The organism is Arthrobacter sp. B0316-5-4, assembly GCF_059090325.1.
Genome location: NZ_JBNHFN010000003.1, coordinates 385,129 through 403,514, shown reverse-complemented (window position 1 = coordinate 403,514; position 18,386 = coordinate 385,129). Strand labels below are relative to the sequence as shown.

At 62.5% G+C, this 18,386-nt stretch carries 20 protein-coding genes; 11 read left to right on the top strand and 9 right to left on the bottom strand.

The window, feature by feature from the left end:
* Positions 1–105 precede the first annotated feature (105 nt).
* Positions 106–399 carry a DUF503 domain-containing protein gene (locus AC5RU9_RS10470; RefSeq protein WP_494016381.1) on the top strand — a complete coding sequence of 98 codons (294 nt, stop codon included), beginning with the start codon at positions 106–108 and terminating at the stop codon, positions 397–399.
* Here the strand turns inward: AC5RU9_RS10470 and AC5RU9_RS10465 are convergent.
* Positions 396–1,037 carry a GntR family transcriptional regulator gene (locus AC5RU9_RS10465; RefSeq protein WP_494016380.1) on the bottom strand — a complete coding sequence of 214 codons (642 nt, stop codon included), beginning with the start codon at positions 1,035–1,037 and terminating at the stop codon, positions 396–398. The genes AC5RU9_RS10470 and AC5RU9_RS10465 overlap by 4 nt on opposite strands.
* A gap of 231 nt (positions 1,038–1,268) precedes the next feature.
* Between AC5RU9_RS10465 and AC5RU9_RS10460 the strand changes: the two genes are divergently transcribed.
* Genes AC5RU9_RS10460 through AC5RU9_RS10435 form a run of 6 tightly spaced genes read left to right on the top strand, consistent with a single transcriptional unit; the run spans position 1,269 to position 6,481 of the window.
* Complete coding sequence (locus AC5RU9_RS10460; protein WP_494016379.1) at positions 1,269–2,612, top strand: MFS transporter; 1,344 nt, start codon at positions 1,269–1,271, stop codon at positions 2,610–2,612.
* The gene (locus AC5RU9_RS10455; RefSeq protein ID WP_494016378.1) at positions 2,609–3,403 is read left to right on the top strand and encodes a carbon-nitrogen family hydrolase; all 795 of its coding nucleotides are present in this window, start codon (positions 2,609–2,611) and stop codon (positions 3,401–3,403) included. Before AC5RU9_RS10460 ends, AC5RU9_RS10455 begins: the two co-directional genes overlap by 4 nt.
* Positions 3,404–3,458: 55 nt before the next feature.
* Positions 3,459–4,109 (top strand): DUF2848 family protein, encoded by a 651-nt coding sequence (locus tag AC5RU9_RS10450; protein WP_494016377.1) that lies wholly within the window; start codon positions 3,459–3,461, stop codon positions 4,107–4,109.
* The gene (locus tag AC5RU9_RS10445) at positions 4,106–5,581 is read left to right on the top strand and encodes a 4-hydroxyphenylacetate 3-hydroxylase family protein (protein ID WP_494016376.1); all 1,476 of its coding nucleotides are present in this window, start codon (positions 4,106–4,108) and stop codon (positions 5,579–5,581) included. The genes AC5RU9_RS10450 and AC5RU9_RS10445 overlap by 4 nt, the downstream gene beginning before the upstream one ends.
* Positions 5,582–5,583: 2 nt before the next feature.
* Entirely contained in the window at positions 5,584–5,955 is a 372-nt protein-coding gene (locus AC5RU9_RS10440; RefSeq protein ID WP_211713989.1) for a cupin domain-containing protein, read from the top strand.
* Position 5,956: 1 nt separating this feature from the next.
* Positions 5,957–6,481, top strand: a complete 525-nt coding sequence (locus AC5RU9_RS10435; RefSeq protein ID WP_011773370.1) for a flavin reductase family protein — start codon at positions 5,957–5,959, stop codon at positions 6,479–6,481.
* Positions 6,482–6,571: 90 nt separating this feature from the next.
* Here AC5RU9_RS10435 and AC5RU9_RS10430 read toward each other — a convergent pair whose 3' ends face one another.
* From AC5RU9_RS10430 to AC5RU9_RS10395, 8 genes are all read right to left on the bottom strand, one after another.
* Positions 6,572–6,892 carry a putative quinol monooxygenase gene (locus AC5RU9_RS10430; protein WP_494016375.1) on the bottom strand — a complete coding sequence of 107 codons (321 nt, stop codon included), beginning with the start codon at positions 6,890–6,892 and terminating at the stop codon, positions 6,572–6,574.
* Positions 6,893–7,012: 120 nt separating this feature from the next.
* Positions 7,013–7,906, bottom strand: coding sequence for a carbohydrate ABC transporter permease (locus AC5RU9_RS10425; RefSeq protein ID WP_494016374.1), 894 nt, complete (start codon positions 7,904–7,906; stop codon positions 7,013–7,015).
* Positions 7,906–8,931, bottom strand: coding sequence for a carbohydrate ABC transporter permease (locus AC5RU9_RS10420; RefSeq protein WP_211713993.1), 1,026 nt, complete (start codon positions 8,929–8,931; stop codon positions 7,906–7,908). Before AC5RU9_RS10420 ends, AC5RU9_RS10425 begins: the two co-directional genes overlap by 1 nt.
* Positions 8,928–10,337 carry an N-acetylglucosamine/diacetylchitobiose ABC transporter substrate-binding protein gene (gene ngcE, locus AC5RU9_RS10415; RefSeq protein ID WP_211713994.1) on the bottom strand — a complete coding sequence of 470 codons (1,410 nt, stop codon included), beginning with the start codon at positions 10,335–10,337 and terminating at the stop codon, positions 8,928–8,930. Before ngcE ends, AC5RU9_RS10420 begins: the two co-directional genes overlap by 4 nt.
* Positions 10,338–10,511: 174 nt before the next feature.
* Complete coding sequence (locus AC5RU9_RS10410) at positions 10,512–11,138, bottom strand: hypothetical protein (RefSeq protein WP_494016373.1); 627 nt, start codon at positions 11,136–11,138, stop codon at positions 10,512–10,514.
* A 96-nt stretch (positions 11,139–11,234) separates the two neighbouring features.
* The gene (locus AC5RU9_RS10405; protein WP_494016372.1) at positions 11,235–11,645 is read right to left on the bottom strand and encodes an MmcQ/YjbR family DNA-binding protein; all 411 of its coding nucleotides are present in this window, start codon (positions 11,643–11,645) and stop codon (positions 11,235–11,237) included.
* Between the two features lie 39 nt (positions 11,646–11,684).
* Positions 11,685–12,548 carry a polysaccharide deacetylase family protein gene (locus tag AC5RU9_RS10400; RefSeq protein WP_494016371.1) on the bottom strand — a complete coding sequence of 288 codons (864 nt, stop codon included), beginning with the start codon at positions 12,546–12,548 and terminating at the stop codon, positions 11,685–11,687.
* Between the two features lie 63 nt (positions 12,549–12,611).
* A complete protein-coding gene (locus tag AC5RU9_RS10395; RefSeq protein WP_211713998.1) occupies positions 12,612–13,037 on the bottom strand; it encodes a CoA-binding protein in 426 nt (141 codons plus the stop codon).
* A 222-nt stretch (positions 13,038–13,259) separates the two neighbouring features.
* Between AC5RU9_RS10395 and acs the strand changes: the two genes are divergently transcribed.
* The 4 genes from acs to AC5RU9_RS10375 are packed head-to-tail and all read left to right on the top strand — an operon-like array spanning position 13,260 to position 18,377.
* Positions 13,260–15,377: an acetate--CoA ligase gene (acs, locus tag AC5RU9_RS10390; RefSeq protein WP_494016370.1), complete on the top strand. Its 2,118-nt coding sequence runs from the start codon at positions 13,260–13,262 to the stop codon at positions 15,375–15,377.
* Complete coding sequence (sfnG, locus tag AC5RU9_RS10385; RefSeq protein WP_494016369.1) at positions 15,374–16,564, top strand: dimethylsulfone monooxygenase SfnG; 1,191 nt, start codon at positions 15,374–15,376, stop codon at positions 16,562–16,564. The genes acs and sfnG overlap by 4 nt, the downstream gene beginning before the upstream one ends.
* Positions 16,564–17,886, top strand: coding sequence for an O-acetylhomoserine aminocarboxypropyltransferase/cysteine synthase family protein (locus AC5RU9_RS10380; RefSeq protein ID WP_494016368.1), 1,323 nt, complete (start codon positions 16,564–16,566; stop codon positions 17,884–17,886). The genes sfnG and AC5RU9_RS10380 overlap by 1 nt, the downstream gene beginning before the upstream one ends.
* Positions 17,883–18,377: a CoA-binding protein gene (locus tag AC5RU9_RS10375; RefSeq protein ID WP_494016367.1), complete on the top strand. Its 495-nt coding sequence runs from the start codon at positions 17,883–17,885 to the stop codon at positions 18,375–18,377. The genes AC5RU9_RS10380 and AC5RU9_RS10375 overlap by 4 nt, the downstream gene beginning before the upstream one ends.
* Positions 18,378–18,386 lie beyond the last annotated feature (9 nt).

The window sequence follows — 18,386 nt, the reverse complement described above, 5'->3', positions numbered from 1 at the left end:
CTCATAGACACTGCCAAGCCCAACTCAAGGTGCATTACTGCATTTCCTCAAGATTCCATCAAGTCCTCGTAGTCCCATCCCGCTGACCTGCGGTGATAATGAACCATGTGGATCGGTTGGATCGAATTCGATGTCCTCTTGGGCGATATCCATAGCCTGAAGGAGAAGCGCTCGCTGGTGCGACCCCTGGTGGCTGAATTAAAACGGCGTTTCGAGGTTTCAGCCGCAGAGACCGGGTTCCAGGACCAGCACCGCCGCGCACTGATTGGCGCCGCTCTGGTGGCCCCGGACCACGCGCATCTCCAGCAAGTGCTCGACGCCGTTGAACGGTTCGTGGCTGCCCGGCCCGAGTTTGAGCTGCTGAGCGCCCGCCAGCGGGAGCTGCACAGCGAGGACTAGTAGCCGATGACGGCCAGCCGCGTGGAGTCCAGGTGGGAATCGATGGCCTGGTGCGCTGCCTCGAGGCTCCGGCTGCGCAGGGCGTCCACTATGAGCTGATGCTCGCGGAGCACATCGCCGGCGCGGTCCGTCCCCCGGGAGACGGCCTTGACGCCGATCCGAAGTTGCTTTTGACGTAGCGAGGCGTAGAAGTCGGCGAGGACGGGGTTCCCACCTGCACGGACCATGAGCGTGTGGAACTCGGTATCCAACTCGATGAACCTCGAGGGATCCTTCTTCGCTTCGCGCTGCTGGTCGATGATGCCCTGGAAGGCGTCGATTTGGGCTTCGGCCATGGATTCGAGCGACTGGACAGCCCACTTCTCCACCACGGACCTGGCCTGCAATATGGCGCGGACGTCCGGGTCCGAGATCGGTGGGACATAGGCGCCCTTGTGCGGGATGCGCTTGACGAATCCTTCGGCTTCGAGCCGGAGCAGGGCTTCGCGTACCGGGGTGCGGGAGGTGCCGGTGGTCTTGGCCAGGACTCCCTCGTTGAGGAATGTTTCCTCGTCGCGGGGAAGGGCCGCGATGTAGCTTTTCATCCACTGGTACGCCACTTCCGGCTGCGATTGTGCAGCTGGGGTCATCTGGATCATGCAGAGCCTTTCTCGCGAAGCCCAGTATACGAGTTGCATTCAGGGCCGTCCCTGATACCTCCAAGAAACTTCTCCCCTAAATATAGACAGGTTGTATACAGCCCGTCTACAGTGTTGTTCAGTGACGGTGTCCAGTGACTCCGCTCACGTACGGAACCCCTCAATTTCCTGGGACCTCCCGGGCTTGTTTCCCCAGAGCCCACCTGTCCCAACCGCAAAAGGATCCCCACTATGACCGATTTGAAGAAAGCAGAACTGAGGCAGCAGAAGCACTCCAGCCTGCCCGTCGTGGCTGCTTCGAGCCTGGCCGGTACCGCCGTCGAGTGGTACGACTTCTTTCTCTACGGAACTGCCGCTGCACTGGTATTCAACAAACTCTTTTTTCCCACGGGTGATCCCCTGGTGGGCACCATGCTGGCCCTCGGAACGTTTGCGGCGGGCTTCCTGGCCCGGCCTATCGGAGCAATCGTCCTGGGGCACCTCGGCGACAAGTACGGACGCCGCGCCACCCTGGTGGCCAGCCTCATGCTCATGGGCGTAGCCACCACCCTCATCGCCTTCATTCCCTCCTACGCTGCGATCGGCGTGGCCGCTCCACTGCTCCTCCTGCTCCTCCGCCTGATTCAAGGATTTGCCCTCGGTGGCGAATGGGGCGGCGCGGTCCTCCTCGTCTCCGAACACAGCAACGAAAGTGCGCGTCGCGCCTTCTGGGCCTCCTGGCCGAACATTGGACCGCCCCTCGGCAACCTCATGGCAGCCGGTGTTCTGGCCATACTGGCCGCCACCATGCCGGAGAGCGAATTCCTGGCCTGGGGCTGGCGCATCGCCTTCGGATTGTCTGCACTATTGGTAATCATTGGCCTCGTCCTGCGGCTCTACGTCCAGGAGACTCCGCTGTTCAAGGAAGCACAGCGGAAGCGCGAAGCCGAAGGCAGCCCGGAACGCAAGATGCCGCTGGCCATCCTGTTCCGCCGCAACTGGCGGGAAATCCTCATCGCCACGGGCAGCCGTATGGGCGAGAACGCAGGCTTCTACATCTACTCCCTGTTCATCATCACGTACGTCACCCAGATCATGGGGCTGCAGAGGCAGACAGGTCTCACCGCCGTCATGATCGGCCAGGCCGTGGCAGTGGTCGCCATTCCTATCCTGGCCCTTTACGCGGACAAAGTAGGCCGCAAACCAATCCTGATCGGCGCCTCCATTGCCACCGTGGTCTGGGCTTTCGCCTTCTTCTTCCTGCTGAACACCGGGCAACTGTGGGGCATCATCGCCGCTGCAGTAGGTGGTCTGCTGATCTTCGCCGCGTACAGCTCGGTCATCGGAGCCTTCTTCTCCGAGCTCTTCCCCACGGATGTGCGCTACAGCGGGACCTCCGTGTCCTACAACCTTGCCTCGCTGATCGCCGGCTCGTTGTCCCCCATCATCGCCCTGGCCCTGTACAGCGCTTTCGGCACCGGTTACGCGATCGGAATCTACCTCGCCGCCATGGGCCTGATCTCCATGATCTCGGTGATGTTCGCCAAGGAAACCAAGGGCCTGCGGCTCAGCGACCTGGATGAGGACCACGCATGAAAATCGCACTCGTCCAGGTAGCCAGCCCCGACTCCGAAACCCGCGAAGACCGGATCGACCGCGTCGAAGCCATCCTGCGGGGCATCAAGGGCGCCGAGCTGATAGTCCTTCCTGAACTTTGGAGCGCCGGCTACTTCCATTTCGATGAATACCAGGCCCTGGCGGAAACGCTCACCGGGCCCACTGTGTCCATGTGCGCACGGGTGGCCGCAGACCTGGGCGTCCACCTCCACCTCGGCAGCATCATCGAAGCCCACGAGGATGGCCGGCTCAGCAACACCTCCATCCTGCTGGGACCGGACGGCAGCGTGGTCCACACGTACCGGAAGGTCCACGTCTTCGGCTACAAGTCCAAGGAGGCGAGCCTGCTCACGGCAGGGTCATCACTGCCTGTTGTCCAGCTGCCGTTCGGTGCCGTCGCGGGCATCACCTGCTACGACCTCCGCTTCCCCGGATTGTGGATGGAACTGAGCACCCGGGGCGCGGAGATCGTCATCGTCCCCGCAGCCTGGCCTGCAGCGCGGCGGGAACACTGGCGCCTGCTCACCACTGCACGGGCCGTGGAGCACCAGATCTTCGTGATTGCCTGCAACGCCGCCGGCAGCCAGGAAGGTGCCGAGCTGGGCGGCCACAGCAGGGTGGTGGACCCCGCAGGCAAAGTCATCGCCGAAGCGGACTCCGGAGAAGCCGTGCTCATGGTGGACATCGACCCACAACAAGTGAACGCAGTCCGCACCGAATTCCCCGTCATCGGCGACCGCCTCGCCGCATACGACACCCTGACTGTCTAGAGGAAAACAAATGCAAACACAGCAAACAACAAGGCAAGTCCCACTCACTTTCAGAGTGGTGGGAACAGAAAAAACAATCACTCTCACGGATTTCCACGGGGTGGTGGCCGGCTACACAGGCCGGGATCCTGAAGCAGTCCAACACCACATCGATGAACTGGCAGCCATCGGAGTAGCACCACCGCCGGAAGTGCCCATGTTCTACCGCATGGACTCTGACCTGTTCGAGACCACGGGCGAGCATGACGCGTCGGAGAACCTGACCTCCGGTGAGATCGAACCCCTCTACATCCGCCACGGGGGCAAGTACTACCTGGGCATCGGATCCGACCACACCGACCGTGACATCGAAGCCACGGACATCGGCGATTCCAAGCGGGCGTGCCCCAAACCGGTCGCCGGTGAGGTGATCGCCGTCGAATCCCTGGAGAACCTCGACCTTGACAAGTGCACTGCACGCTCCTGGGTGGATGGCGAGTTGTACCAGGAAGGCCCGTTGAGCGGCCTGCGCAAGCCGGCGGACGTCGTCGAACGCCTGTTGGCCCGCACCGACATTGGCGACGCCGACTTCATGTGCCTCGGCGGCACCCTGCCCCTGCTGAACGGGAAGTTCGTTGATGGAACTTCCTGGAAGTTGGAGCTCTCGTTCCCGAATGGGACCACCATTGAACATAACTACAAAATCAAGAAAGGCTCACTTCGATGAGAACCGGAAAAGAGTACCTGAAGTCCCTGAATGACGGCCGGACTGTGATCCTCGACGGCGAGGTGGTCGGCAACGTCCTGGAACACCCGGCGTTCGCGAAGGTTGCCCACACCATGTCCGAGCTGTTCGACATCGCGGCCGATCCCGCGAACGGCATGCAGTTCCATTCCGAGGAAATCGGCGGCCCCGCGAACCGCACCTTCGCCGCACCCCGCACCCAGGAAGAGCTGGTCCTGCGCCGCCAGGCCATCGAAAAATGGGCCAAGCACACCCACGGCTGGGTCGGCCGCAGCCCCGACCACGTGGGAACGTTCTTCGCCGCCTTCGGCTCCCACCCGCAGGTCTTCGCGGACGAAAGCAGGGACTTCGCCGGCAACGTCGAGCGGTACTACAAGAAGATCCTGTCCGAAAACCTGTACCTTTCCTACGCGATCATTCCCCCGCAGGTCTCCCGCGCAACCACGGCGTCAGGGTGGGAAGGCGAATACCTGCAGGTCGGCGTCGTACGTGAAACCGAGGAAGGAATCATTGTCCGCGGTTCGCAGATGCTCGCCACCGGCGCGGCGATTGCCGACGAAGTCTTCGTCACCTGCATCAAGCCGCTGGGCCCGGACGATGTGGACTTCGCCGTCAGCTTCGCCATCCCGGTTGCCACTGACGGCCTGAAGCTGTACTGCCGCCGCCCCTTCGCACCGGCCGCCACCAGCGATTTCGACTACCCGCTGACCAGCCACTACGACGAGCCGGATGCTTTGGTGGTGTTCGACGACGTCCTCATCCCGTGGGACCGCGTGTTCATCAACCGGAACATCGACACCCTGCGCCGCCAGTTCTTCGACACCGGCGCCCACGCCCTGGGTAACTGGCAGGCCCAGATCCGGTTCTCCACCAAGCTGAAGTTCATCGCCTCCGTGGCCCGCAAGGTCACCCAGGTGAACGGCACGGACAAGATCCCCGGGGTCCAGGAGAAGCTCGGCGAGCTGGCCGCGATCGTGCAATCGGTTGAGTCGGCCGTCCTCGCCTCGGAATACACGGCAACAACGGACGACGCCGGCATGCGCATACCCGGGAAGAGCGCCCTTTACGGGGCCATGGGCCTGCAGTCCGAAACGTACCCGCGGGTCATCTCGATCCTGCGCGACCTGGTGGGCGGCGGCGTCCTGCAGTTGCCTTCCAGCATCGCGGACATGACCAGCAGCGTGACCCGACCGGACATGGAACGCTACGTCCAGTCCCCCGGCGTCACCAGCGAGGAGCGCGTGAAGCTGTTCAAGCTTGCCTGGGACATCATCGGTTCCGAGTTTGCCGGCCGCCACCAGCAGTACGAGATGTTCTATGCCGGCGCACCGTTCGTGGTCCGCGGCGCCTACACCTACCGGAACTACGGCTACGACGCACTCGTCGCTGAGCTGGACACCTTCCTGGGTTCCTACAGCATCGACAGCACTGTCAACGGCACGGACGGAGAGTAACCATGGCAAAGCCCGAATTTGAGTTCACCCCCGTCTCCTCGGTGGACTTCGCGCCCTGCAACCCGCCCATCGAAGGCCTGTCCGAGGCCATCCTGGCGCGGGATTCGGCCAACGACAGCGTCACGCGCATCCTGAAGTTCGAGCCAGGCACGGACACCTCGCCCAACGGCGTCCTGACCCACGACTTCTGGGAAGAGGTCTTCATCTTCGAGGGTTCCTTCGTGGACCAGCGCCTCGGCAAGACCTTCAAAGCAGGCGACTGGGCCACCCGTCCTCCAGGAATGGAACACGGGCCGTGGGTTTCCGAGAATGGCGCCAAAATGTTTGAGGTCCGGTACTACACGGATTCCGTACCAGCCGAGCGGAGCAACTGACATGAGCCTGGCACCAGCCTTCACCATCCCCGATGCCATGGGGATGCGCCGCGCCATGGGCCGTTTCCTCACCGGCGTCGCCGTGGTCACCACCCAGCACGAGGACGAGCAGTACGGGATGACCATCAGTTCGCTGACCTCCATCAGCCTGGAACCGCCCATCCTCATGATCTCGCTGAACTTCGGGACCCGGACGGGCGAGGCCCTGATGGAGAGCGGCAAGTTCGCGGTTTCCATCCTCGGCGCCAAGCAGGAGTCGGTGGCCCGGCGTTTCGCTGTCCGGGGCGGCGATCGCTTCGGTGACGGCGACTTCGACATCACTGACAACGGTCTTCCGGTTATCAAGGGCGCCCTCGCCCAGGCCGATTGCACCGTTGTGCAGCAGTACGACGTCGGGGATCACCAGGTCTTCTTCGGCCAGGTCACCACGTGCCGGGACCGGGACGGCGAGGTGCTCGCTTTCAAGGCAGGCCGCTTCGGCTCATTCTCCGACTTCGGCCACGCGGAGATCCCCTGGATGTTCTGAGTTCCCATAGAACAACGCGGGGTCACTTACGGCCCATAATCCTCCTCAGGATGGGCCGTAAGTGACCCCGCGTTGCTGTTGGCTGGCGGGTTACGCGATGGTGAGTTCGCCCATGCGGTCCCAACCGCTGCCTTCGAACTGCCGGCTGATGATGTGGGGAGTCTCCACCAGGGCCTGGGGCATGTCCGCCATGGCCTTCTTGAAGTGTGCACTGTTGACGTGGGCCTCGGCAGCGTCATCCTGGAACGCTTCCACCAGCACAAACTCATTCGGGTTCTCCACACTGCGGGACCAGTCGAACCACAGGTTGCCAGGCTCCTCGCGGGTTGCCTTAGTGAAGTCGGCTACGAGGTCCAGCCAACGCTCGGACCACTCAGGCTTGACGTTGAACTTAACGACGATGAAGATCACGGGGTTCTGCCTTTCGTTGCACTACGGAATCCGTTTCCATCCTTCCAGAGTTAACGCCCGACGGCGGCCCGCACCTTGAGGTGGGGACCGCCGTCGAACGCTGTTTTTAGCTTTGTTGAACTACTTGGACGTGCCCTGCGAAACGGAACCCTGCAGCTGGCGCTGGAAGATCACGTAGACAATGAGCACCGGGATGACGGTGACGCTGACGGCCGCGAACAGTGCACCGTAGTCCACGGCGTAGCCCATCTGGCCGGCGAAGGCCGCGAGTTCCTGGGAAAGGACGCGCGGGCCGGCAGCGTTGATGGACACCGGAATGAGGAACTGGTTCCACAGGCCCAGGAAGTTGAAGATGGCAACCGAGGCTAGCCCCGGCTTGGCCATCGGCAACATGACCTGGAAGAACGTCCGCCACTCCCCTGCCCCATCAAGCGCTGCGGCCTCGGTTATTTCGTGGGGCAGCGACTTGAAGAACGAGAACAGGAAGAACACCGTGAACGGAAGCGCGAAGCCAACGTAGACCAGGATCAGCCCGGGCAACGTGTTCAGCAGGCCCATGTTCTTCAAGACGAAGAACAACGGCACCATGGCCAGGAAGATCGGGAAGGTCAGGCCGGCGAGCATCAGGTAGTAGATGGCCCTGCTGCCCGGGAAGGTGTAGCGGGCCAGGACGTAGGCGCACATGGCGCCCAGAACCATCACGATCACCAAAGCCACGGCGACGACAATCACCGAGTTCAGGAACGCGCTGCCGATCCCGGCTTCGCTCCAGGCTTTGATGTAGTTGTCCAGCTTCCATTCGGCCGGCAAGGAGAACGGTGAGGCGAAAATCTCGCTGGACGTCTTGAAGGAGGACATGAACGTCCACAGGAGCGGCAGGATGACAATGAGCGTCCAAATGGTCAAAGCTGTGTGCGAGACGGCTCCCACCACTTTGTCGCCCGTCGAGGTTGCCGGTGTCCGGGGTTGGAAGTGCAGTGACTTCATTTCCGGTGTCGAAACTTTGGTAGTCATTACAGGCTCACATCCTTATCGCCGCCGGTGAGCTTGTTGACCGCGAAGACCAAACCGGAGAAGATCAGCGTCGCGATGGCAAGCACAACGCCCATGGCGCTTGCGAGTCCGAACTGCCCCTTGCTGAAGGCGGTGAAGAACAGTTGCTGCGCCATGACCAGCGTGGAGTTGTCCGGACCGCCGCCAGAGTTCAACGCGGCCATGTAAACGAACGCATCCAAAGCCAGGATGCCCATGTAGATGTAGGCCGTCTGGATATTGTCGCGGATCAGCGGGATGGTGATGGACACTGCGGTACGGAACCGACCGGCGCCATCGATCCTCGCGGCTTCGAAAAGCTCGGCGGGGATGCCCTTGATGCCTGCCACGAACAGCACCATGTAGAAGCCCACGAAGCCCCAAACGATCACGAACATGGTGGCAATCATGGCGGTGTTCTTATCGCCCAACCAGGCGAAGTCCTTGAACTGGTCCAGGCCCACTCCGGTGAGGATGCCATTCAGCAGACCTCCCGAGGGATCGTAGATCTGCCCCCACATGATGCCGATCGCGATAGCGGGGATTGTGTACGGGAAGAACGAGACCACGCGGTAGAAGCTGGAGTTACGCAGGCCCTTGATTTGGCCTTTGCTGCTGCCGCCAACCGTGACCAGGGAGGCAAGCACCAGGCTCAGGATGATGGTAATGATCGGCAGGAAGATGACCAGGAGGATGTTGTTCCCCATGGCCTTCATGAAGATGTCGTCCGTGAAGATCTTGGCGTAGTTCTCGAGTCCGATGAAGTTCTGGTTGGGCGAGAATCCCGACCAGTCCGTCAACGAGTATCCAAAAGCCTGGATAAAGGGCCAAATCACGAACAACAGGTAGATCGCCAGCGGCAGTCCGAGGAAGACCGCGAAGAAACTGACCTTGTCCCACGTCAACGGCTTCCGCCGCCGCTTGATCACCTGCTGTGGGGCGGTCGCCGGAACGACGGCGGCCAGGCCGTCGTCGTTCCGGCTCTGCTGAGTTTTCACTGAAGTCACTTCACTTCGATCTTCTTGACCGAGCTGTCGTTACGGACCTTGTCGGTGATGTTCTGGAGCGCGGACGTCAGTGTCGCGACGTCGGACTTGCCATCCAGGAAGGTGTTCCAAACAACCAGCTGGTCCTTGTTGGTGCCGTACAGGTCGATGAAGTTCCAGGTGTAGATGTTCTCACCGGCATCGCTGAGCATCTTCGTCTGCGAAACCAGGGCGGTTGAACCGAAGCCATCTGCCGGAACAGTGTCCTTGACGATGGTGGGAGCCAGCTTGGTCTTGGCGAAGTTGGTGGCTGCTTCCTTGGAGAGCATGATGCGGAGCAGTTCCTTGCCGCCGGCTGCGTTCTTGCCCTGGGAGGGGACAATGAACGGTTCGCCTGCGGCACTGTGCAGTGCGGTCTGCGGCATCTTGGGGCTTGCGCTCACTGACGGGGCCGGGGTGCCCATCATGTTGAAGCCGGCCTTGGTCTGGTCCTTCATTTCGTTTTCGATCCAGGAACCCGAAGGGTAGAACACGGCTTCCTGCGCGTTGCTCCACTGTGCCTGCGCGGCGGTGAACTGCGTGCCGGAACCGCCCGGCTTGAAGAAGCCGGCCTTGACGATCTTGTCCAGGGCAGTGAAGACGGACTGGATGGCCGGGTGCGACCAGCAGTCGGCTTTGAGGTTCTCCAGGGCGAGGCGGACCTCGTCGCCGCCTTCCTTGATGGCGGACGCGATGGCCAGTTCCTGGTAGTACGTGGCCGCTTCCTTGCCCCAGACGAAGAGGTACTTGCCCTTTGCCTTGGCCTGCTCGCCGAGGGTGTACATCTCATCCCAGGTCTTCGGAACGGTCCAACCGTTCTCCTTCAGGAGGGAGTCGGAGTACCACACGGCGTAGACCGTCAGGACGTAGTTGAGGGCAGCAAGCTTGCCGTCGAAGGTGCCTGGAGCCAGTACGCCGGTGTACAGGGTGTCCTTGATGACCTTGCCCTCGAGGTTCTTGGCCTCAACCAGGGGCGTGAGGTCCTCGAGCTGGCCGAGGATGGTGCTGAAGCCGATGGCCTTGGCGCCGGAGTTGTCGATCAGGTCCGGCGGGTTGCCGCCGACGAAGCGCGGCTGCAGTTCCTGGGCGATGTCGGTGGACGGCGCGATCTTGGCGGTGGAACCTGAGTGGTTCTTCTCGAAGAGCTTGCCTGCGAACTCGACGTAGTCGATGCCGTAGCCGCCCTTGAAGATGACGGCGTCCAGGGTGGCCTTGTCAGCCATGCCGAACGGGTTGGTGTCTGAGACCGTTCCTGTAGGACCGGCGGATGTTCCACCGCCGCCCGCAGCACAGGAAGCAATGGTTCCCCCCATAGGAACGAGGACAGCTGCGGCGAGTGCTCCGCGCAGGAATCCACGGCGACCAACGGACTGGTGCTGAACGTTCATTTCTAAACCCTCCAGTGACTCGTAGTGTCGACTGTTGCGGCAGAAACCGTTCAGTCAGACAGTCTGGGTTGGCGCTCTGGCAGCACCAACCTTCTGTGACATAATTCACCACGAATGATCGAAAATCAATATTTCGCGGCAGTTTCGATCAACATTTGTCAAAGCGTGATCTTTCTACGGACCCTCCGCGAGTGCCTTTCCGCACTCCGTGATCGCGTCCCGAGCCAACGCCTTCTGCCGCTCAGTTCCCAGTCGTTCCGCCCATTGTTCGGCCAATTGGAACTCCACCATGGCCTCCGTGAGCCGGTTTTTACCGCGCAGAAACGACCCCAGGCCCGCGTGCAAAGCAATCATCCAGCGCTTGGTTCGCTCATCGTGGGCGGAGGACGCATATTCCAGGCCGCTCCGCATCCAAACCTCGGCGTTCCCGGCGTCCGCGATGGAGAGCATATGGAGTGCATCGACCGCCAGGAATTCCTCACCAAGGTGGTCCGCCAACTCTGCTGCCTGTTCAAGGAGCGGCACGGCCATGGCGGCTCGGCCACCCGCATTGAGGACGCGACCGCGTTCAAGGAGGATCCGCACCCCAACTGTTGGCTCGTCGTCGTCGATTCCATCAAGGAGCGCGTCAGCTTCCTCGAAGCGGCCCTGCAGGCCAATGGCCCGCCCAAGTTGGGTGGCGAGCTCGGCCCGCTCGTCGACGTCGTACATTTCCTCGACCATGGCGGCACGGAACCGGGCTTCGGAAGCCGCCGGATCGCCAAAGTTCCACAATTGGTCCAGTGTCTTCTGATCCAGCATCAAACCGCTCCTGACCAGCCCAAGGCTGTGGTCTTTAGGTATGCAGTATCAATCTATCCCCATGTCAGCGCCATGGGGAGGGCCGTTATGAGGGTGTTACTTCCCGTGCGGAGCGGCCAGCCTGGCCCACCCAAGTTGTTCCTGTTGCTTGCGGCTGAGGGTGGCCACCACCAGGTCGTAGGAGTCCTCCACCATGTCCCTGATCATGTCGTCCGGCAGGGCGCCATCCAGCCGAACACCATTCCAGTGGGTCTTATTCATGTGCCAGGCACCGGTGATTTCCGGATGGGCAGCCCGAAGCTGCTCGGCCAGTGCCGGCTCGCATTTGAGGCTGACAGACCAGTTGCCCGGGTCCATCGCGGAGAGTGCGAACATTTTGGCCTCGTGCCGTGCACCGCCGGCCACAGCCGCCCGGACCTTGAAGACAGATGTCTCCGGACCGAAGGGAAAGTCTTCGAAGGCGCCCGGAAAGCCCAGGCAAATCTCGCGCAAGCCGGAAACATCCATGGAGGTGAGCCTACTTGGGGGACGGCTAAGGGGCGAGCCCTACGCCACGCCCAGGAAATCCTCCAGCAGCACCACTTCCAGCCCTGCCGCCAGCTGGGCAGCGCGGAACGCAGCAAGGTCTGCGGCAAACTCGGCCCGGAAATGCATCAGGACAATGTCCCCGGGGCGTAGCGAATTCCCTACCTGGTAGTCCATTTTTCCGGCGTTCGCCTTCGCCTCCCACGTGACCACCGCTTTCAGGCCCGCAGCTGCCACGGCCTGCCGCATCGCGTTTGAGTAAGCACCGCCGGGCGGCCGGAACAATTTGGGCTTGCGGCCATACTGTTGAACCGCATACTCCTGCATCCCCACTATGTCGTTGAGCTGCTGCTGATAGCCCCACTGCCGCACCATGTTGATGTTGTGTGTCACTGTGTGGTTTTCCACCAGGCTGCCCTGGGCCTTGAAGGCGTTGAAGAACGCCGGGTTGTCCGCAATGGTGTTCCTGGTGAGGAACAGTGAGGCAGGGTAGTCGTACTCCGCCATGAGCTTCACGGATTCGGGGGTCTTGATGTTCCCGTCATCGATGGTCAGGAACACGATCGGGTGCTTGGTGGGGATCTTGGTGATAACCGGTGCGAGTCCGCCAACGATCGGCGGCAACTGGTAGTCCGGGATGAAACTCCGGCGGATTCGCTTCGCCGCCGTAAGAGTTGGCGTCGGGGTTTGCGTCGGGGTCACCGTAGCAGCCGGGGCCTCCGGCGAGCCGAGGGCGGCATCCGGCGTCAGCGCCGTCGTCGTACTTTCTGCCCCTTCAGCGGGAGTGCAAGCCGTGAGCCCGGCCACCACCGAGGCGCCCACAACACCGAGGAGGGCCCGCCTGCTGGGCAAGGAAAATGGCATTGCAGAGTGGTCGCCAGTCATGGCTGTCCCCCGGGGCTAAAGAGATGAGTCAGCAGCAATCTAGCAGAGGAACATGTCCCGGGATCATAGGCCGTAATGCCAGCCTTCACGCGCCGGGCAGGAGTTCACTACCACTTCGAGTCCTGCTTCCCTGGCGCGTTGCGTTGCCTCGTCATCAAAGACGCCCAGTTGCAGCCAAACGGCCTTGGCGCCGATCGCAATCGCCTGGTCGATCACAGCCCCCACGCGTTGCGAGTTCACGAAGCAATCCACCACGTCGATGGGGTGCTTGGCCTGCGGAATATCAGCCAAGGACTTGTACCCCTTTTCACCATGCACGTCCTCGCCCTTGAGGTTGATGGGGATGATCTCCATGCCCATCGTGTCCCGGACGTAGAGCGAAACATCGTAGGCCGAGCGCCACTGGTTGGTACTCAACCCCACAATGGCCCACGTGCCCTTTGTTCGCATCAACCGCTCCACGACGGCTGGATCGTTGACATGCATCATGGCCTAAGCCTACTCCTGACGCTCAACCGAGCGGTCTGCCGAATAATCTGCATATTTTGCGGACTTCAGGCCATCCAGGCGAATATTACGCACCGCTACCCCTGGTTTTGAGCCGAATGGACCATCGGCTTTAGTGAGGAGTGACCATCCCCGCGGATGAGGGCGACCATCCCTTGCTTCGCATCTTCGCACTGAGCCTGCACTTCCGGGCAAGGAGCAACCATGACTTCTGCCGTACCCACCCCCAAAATTTCACACACCACTTCGGACGCGACGGCCTCTGAAGCAGGGCTGCTTGACGCGCCCGGCTCCCTTCACGGCTCTTCGGGATGGTCCTCGAGCGAGCCCACGGACGGCGCAGTGCACGGCGCTGATCTCGGCGAGCGGGCGCGTCACGGCAGTTTTGACGGCAGTTTTGACCGGAACGGGTCAGCGGTTGGCTTCTGGGAAGAGCAGGCCCGCCGCCTGCACTGGGCAGCTCCCTGGCACACCGCGCACACCTGGACTCCTGTTGACGTTGAAGCGGGCCGGGGCCCGGAGATCTCATGGTTCGACGGCGGCAAGCTGAACGTTGCGTACAACTGCGTGGACCGGCACGTGCTTGCCGGAAAGGGTGACAAGGTTGCCCTCTACTTCGAAGGCGAACCCGGTGACCGCCGGGCAATCACCTACGCGGAACTGCAACGCGAGGTGTCCAAGGCCGCGAACGCGCTGCTTTCGCTGGGAGTCACCAAAGGCGATCGTGTGGTCATCTACCTCCCGGTCATTCCGGAGACCGTGATCATCACCCTGGCCGTGGCGCGCATCGGAGCGATCCACTCCCTGGTTTTTGGCGGGTTCTCAGCCGAGGCATTGCGGTTCCGGGTAGAGGACACCCAGGCGAAACTCCTGGTCACCACCGACGGTCAGTTCCGCCGCGGGATTGCCGTGCCGGTCAAGGACAACGCCGATGCCGCAGTCGCCGGGGACAACGCGATTGAGCACGTGCTGGTCATTAACCGGACCACACCCGCCGCTGAACTGGGTGCCGTCCCCATGAAAGCCGGCCGGGACGTCTGGTGGCACGACCTAGTCGATACAGCCTCCGAGGTCCACGAGCCCAAGGCCTTCGACGCCGAGACTCCGCTGTTCATCATGTACACCTCCGGAACCACGGGAAAGCCGAAGGGACTGGTCCACACGTCCGGCGGCTACCTGACGCAGGCATCGTGGAGTTTCGAGTACCTGTTCAGTAACCCTGACGCCTCACTGCGGGACAAGGACGTCCACTGGTGCACCGCGGACCTGGCCTGGGTCACCGCCCACACCTACGAGATCTACGGTCCGCTCTCCAACGGCGCCACCCAGGTGATCTTCGAGGGCACGCCCAACACCCCACATCCTGGCAGGCACTTCGAGATCATCGAACGCTACAAGGTCACGCAGTACTACACTGCGCCCACACTGGTCCGCTCCCTCATGGGCTGGTTCCCGGACGGCGTGCCGGACAGCTACGATTTCTCGTCGATCCGGGTGCTGGGAACCGTGGGCGAGGCCGTGAACCCCGAGGCCTGGCGCTGGCTGCGCGACAACATCGGCGGTGGCACGGCACCCATGGTGGACACCTGGTGGCAGTCCGAAACGGGTGCCACCATCATGTCCCCCTCGCCCACAGACACTTCCTTCAAGCCGGGCTGCGCGGCTCGCGCCCTTCCCGGCGTGAGCACACGCGTGGTGGATGAAGCGGGTCGGCTCACCGGGCCCGGCGTGCAGGGCTTCATCGTGGTGGACCGCCCCGGCCCCGCCATCGCGCGGACCGTTTGGGGCAACCCGCGGCGCTACTTCGACTCCTACTGGAGCCAGTACGCCGAGCAGGGCTGGTTCCTCGCCGGCGACGGCGCCAAATACGATTCCGACGGCGACATTTGGATCCTTGGGCGCGTGGACGACACCCTCAATGTCTCAGGACATCTGCTGTCCACCATCGAGATCGAGTCCGCGCTGGTCGCGCACCCGGACGTGGTGGAAGCCGGGGTCTGTCCCGTGGCCGATCCCACCACGGGGCACGCCGTTGTCGCGTTTGTCGTACTCCGAAGCGGCTCAGGTGACCGTGAAGCGGAAGTCGCCCACAACCTGCGCAACCACGTTGCCAAGGAGATCGGCCCCATCGCCAAGCCGCGCGACGTCGTCGTGGTGGCAGACGTACCCAAGACCCGCAGCGGCAAGATCATGCGCCGGCTGTTGACCCAACTCTTTGAGGGGACCGCCTTGGGCGACACCACCTCACTCCAAAACGAACCGGCAATCGCCGGAATCCAGGACGTCCTGCGCGAGCGGGCCCTAGTAAAGGAAAATTCATGACCGAGATCAGCAACGTCGCACGACTCTCCGAGCCGCTCAAGTTCGCCTACTGGGTGCCCAACGTGTCCGGCGGCCTGGTGGTGTCCACCATCGAGCAGCGCACCGGCTGGGACTTCGACTACAACAAGAAGCTCGCCCGGATCGCGGAGAACTCCGGCTTCGAATACGCCCTCACGCAGACCCGTTACGCCGCGTCCTACGGGGCCGACAAGCAGCACGAAGCCACGTCCTTCAGCCTGGCCCTCCTTGCAGCCACCGAACGCCTCAAGGTCATCGCCGCCGTCCACCCGGGGATGTGGCACCCTGGCGTGCTGGCGAAGTACATCATCACGGCTGACCACATCTCCAACGGCCGGGCCGCCGTCAATATTGTCTCCGGCTGGCTCAAGAACGAGTTCACCAATTTCGGCCTCGAATGGCTGGAGCACGACGAACGCTACGTCCGCACCGAGGAATTCATCAACGTCCTCCGCGGCCTGTGGACCGAGCAGGGCTACAGCCAGGACGGCAAGTACTACAACATCACCGACTTCACCCTGAACCCGGCGCCAGTGGACGTTCCCGGCCGGGCGCACCCGGAAATCTTCTTCGGTGGAAACTCGACGGCGGCCCAGGCCACCGCTGGCCGCGTTGCCGACTGGTACTTCTCCAACGGCAAGGACCTTGAGGGTTTCAAGGAGAACATCGCCGGTGTTGTAGCTGCCGCCGGCGAGACGAAGCGCGGCACAGAGGGTGCGCTGGCTGCTCCGCGCTTCGGCCTCAACGGCTTCGTGATCGCCCGGGAATCCGAAAAGGAAGCCCGCGACACCCTCCGCGAGATCGTCGAGAAGGCACACAAGCCGGCAGTCCAGGGCTTCCGCGACGCCGTGCAGGAAGCCGGCGCGTCCACCAAGGACGGCAAGGGCATGTGGGCCGACTCCACGTTCGAGGACCTGGTCCAGTACAACGATGGTTTCAAGACCCAACTCATCGGCACCCCGGAGCAGATCGCCGAGCGGATCGTGGAATACAAGAAGATCGGCGTGAACCTTTTCCTCACCGGCTACCTGCACTTCCAGGAAGAAATCGCCGCATTCGGCCAGGAGGTCCTGCCGATCGTGCGCGAACTCGAGGCCGACGTTGCCCGGAAGAACGGCACTGAGTTGGACCTTTCCTCCACGCCGGTCGCTGAGTCGGTGGCAGTCTGATGGCTGACCGCACTTTCGGGTTCCGCACCCGCGCCCTGCACGCCGGAGGCACCCCCGACGCCGAACACGGTGCCCGCGCCGTGCCGATCTACCAGACCACGTCCTTCGTCTTCAAGGACACCAACGACGCCGCAAACCTCTTCGCCCTGCAGAAGTACGGCAACATCTATTCGCGCATCGGCAACCCCACCGTCGCCGCTTTTGAGGAGCGCATCGCCTCCCTCGAGGGCGGCATCGGGGCTGTCGCAACGGCGTCGGGCATGGCTGCCGAGTTCATCACGTTCGCTGCGCTGACCCAGTCCGGTGACCACATCGTAGCCGCGTCCCAGCTCTACGGCGGCACCGTCACCCAGCTGGATGTATCGTTGCGCCGCTTCGGTGTGGACACCACTTTCGTGCCGGGAACCTACCCCGCGGACTACGCCGCTGCCATCCAGGAAAACACCAAGGCGCTGTTCGTTGAGGTGGTGGCCAACCCGTCGTCGGAAGTCCAGGACCTTGCGGGGCTGGCCAAGGTAGCGCACGACGCCGGCATCCCCCTGGTGGTCGACGCCACCTTGAGCACGCCTTACCTTGTGCGGCCGATCGAGCACGGTGCCGACATCGTGATCCACTCCGCCACCAAGTTCATCGGCGGACACGGCACCACCCTTGGCGGTGTGATCGTGGAGAGTGGCCGCTTCAACTGGGGCAACGGCAAGTTCCCCATGATGACCGACCCCGTGCCGTCCTACGGAAACGTCTCCTGGTGGGGCAACTTCGGGGAATACGGCTTCCTGACCAAGCTGCGCTGCGAGCACCTCCGCGACATTGGCCCGGCGCTCTCCCCGCTCTCCGCTTTCCAGCTCCTGCAGGGTGTGGAGACACTCCCCCAGCGTTTGGACGAGCACTTGAAGAACGCGCAGGCCGTGGCGGAATGGCTCGACGCCGATCCCCGGGTTTCCTACGTGAACTACTCCGGCCTGCCGTCCCACCCGCACTTTGAACGAGCGCAGAAGTACTTGCCCAAGGGTCCGGGCTCTGTGTTCTCTTTCGGTGTTGCCGGTGGACGCGCAGCTGGCCAGAAATTCATCGAGTCGCTGCAGCTCGCGTCCCACCTGGCCAATGTTGGGGATTCACGGACGCTTGTCATCCACCCGGGCTCCACCACCCACCAGCAGCTCAGCGCTGCACAGCTCGAGTCCGCGGGTGTACCGGAAGATCTGGTCCGGATTTCCGTGGGTTTGGAGGACCTGGATGACATCCTTTGGGACCTTGACCAGGCACTCACGGAGGCGCAAGCAGCTGTCGAAGTCCCGTCAGTAGTAGGAGCGAAAGCATGAGCACCGCAGAACGTCACTGGGAGGGCCCGTCCGCTCCCGAGCGCTTGTCGCTCCTGCGCCAGGCCAAGTCCATCGCGATTGTTGGCGCCTCGGACAAGCCGTCCCGCGCCAGCTACTTCGTGGCCACCTACCTGCAGTCGTCCACGCGCTACAAGGTGTACTTCGTGAACCCCGTGGTCAAGGAAATCCTGGGCCAGCCGACATACGCTTCGTTGGCCGACCTACCCGAGTCCCCCGACATCGTTGACGTCTTCCGCAAACACGACGACCTCCCCGGAGTCCTGGACGAAGCCGTCGCAGCCGGAGCCAAAACCCTGTGGCTTCAGCTGGGTTCGTGGCACGAGGAGGTTGCACGCGATGCTGAAGCCGCGGGCCTCAACGTGGTGATGGACCGCTGCGTGAAGATCGAGCACGCCCGCTTCCACGGCGGACTCCACCTGGCCGGCTTCGACACCGGAGTCATTTCTTCCAAGCGCCAGGTCCTCGCCTAAGCGGGTCTC

Bases quoted from the DNA above. Each gene is read 5' to 3' on its own strand.
- AC5RU9_RS10410 (WP_494016373.1), bottom strand. From the start codon at position 11,138: ATGCTGGATCAGAAGACACTGGACCAATTGTGGAACTTTGGCGATCCG.
- AC5RU9_RS10460 (WP_494016379.1), top strand. From the start codon at position 1,269: ATGACCGATTTGAAGAAAGCAGAACTGAGGCAGCAGAAGCACTCCAGC.
- AC5RU9_RS10470 (WP_494016381.1), top strand. From the start codon at position 106: ATGTGGATCGGTTGGATCGAATTCGATGTCCTCTTGGGCGATATCCAT.
- acs (WP_494016370.1), top strand. From the start codon at position 13,260: ATGACTTCTGCCGTACCCACCCCCAAAATTTCACACACCACTTCGGAC.
- AC5RU9_RS10400 (WP_494016371.1), bottom strand. From the start codon at position 12,548: ATGACTGGCGACCACTCTGCAATGCCATTTTCCTTGCCCAGCAGGCGG.
- AC5RU9_RS10445 (WP_494016376.1), top strand. From the start codon at position 4,106: ATGAGAACCGGAAAAGAGTACCTGAAGTCCCTGAATGACGGCCGGACT.
- AC5RU9_RS10395 (WP_211713998.1), bottom strand. From the start codon at position 13,037: ATGATGCATGTCAACGATCCAGCCGTCGTGGAGCGGTTGATGCGAACA.
- sfnG (WP_494016369.1), top strand. From the start codon at position 15,374: ATGACCGAGATCAGCAACGTCGCACGACTCTCCGAGCCGCTCAAGTTC.
- AC5RU9_RS10435 (WP_011773370.1), top strand. From the start codon at position 5,957: ATGAGCCTGGCACCAGCCTTCACCATCCCCGATGCCATGGGGATGCGC.
- AC5RU9_RS10375 (WP_494016367.1), top strand. From the start codon at position 17,883: ATGAGCACCGCAGAACGTCACTGGGAGGGCCCGTCCGCTCCCGAGCGC.
- AC5RU9_RS10405 (WP_494016372.1), bottom strand. From the start codon at position 11,645: ATGGATGTTTCCGGCTTGCGCGAGATTTGCCTGGGCTTTCCGGGCGCC.
- AC5RU9_RS10455 (WP_494016378.1), top strand. From the start codon at position 2,609: ATGAAAATCGCACTCGTCCAGGTAGCCAGCCCCGACTCCGAAACCCGC.
- ngcE (WP_211713994.1), bottom strand. From the start codon at position 10,337: ATGAACGTTCAGCACCAGTCCGTTGGTCGCCGTGGATTCCTGCGCGGA.
- AC5RU9_RS10380 (WP_494016368.1), top strand. From the start codon at position 16,564: ATGGCTGACCGCACTTTCGGGTTCCGCACCCGCGCCCTGCACGCCGGA.
- AC5RU9_RS10440 (WP_211713989.1), top strand. From the start codon at position 5,584: ATGGCAAAGCCCGAATTTGAGTTCACCCCCGTCTCCTCGGTGGACTTC.
- AC5RU9_RS10465 (WP_494016380.1), bottom strand. From the start codon at position 1,037: ATGATCCAGATGACCCCAGCTGCACAATCGCAGCCGGAAGTGGCGTAC.
- AC5RU9_RS10425 (WP_494016374.1), bottom strand. From the start codon at position 7,906: ATGACTACCAAAGTTTCGACACCGGAAATGAAGTCACTGCACTTCCAA.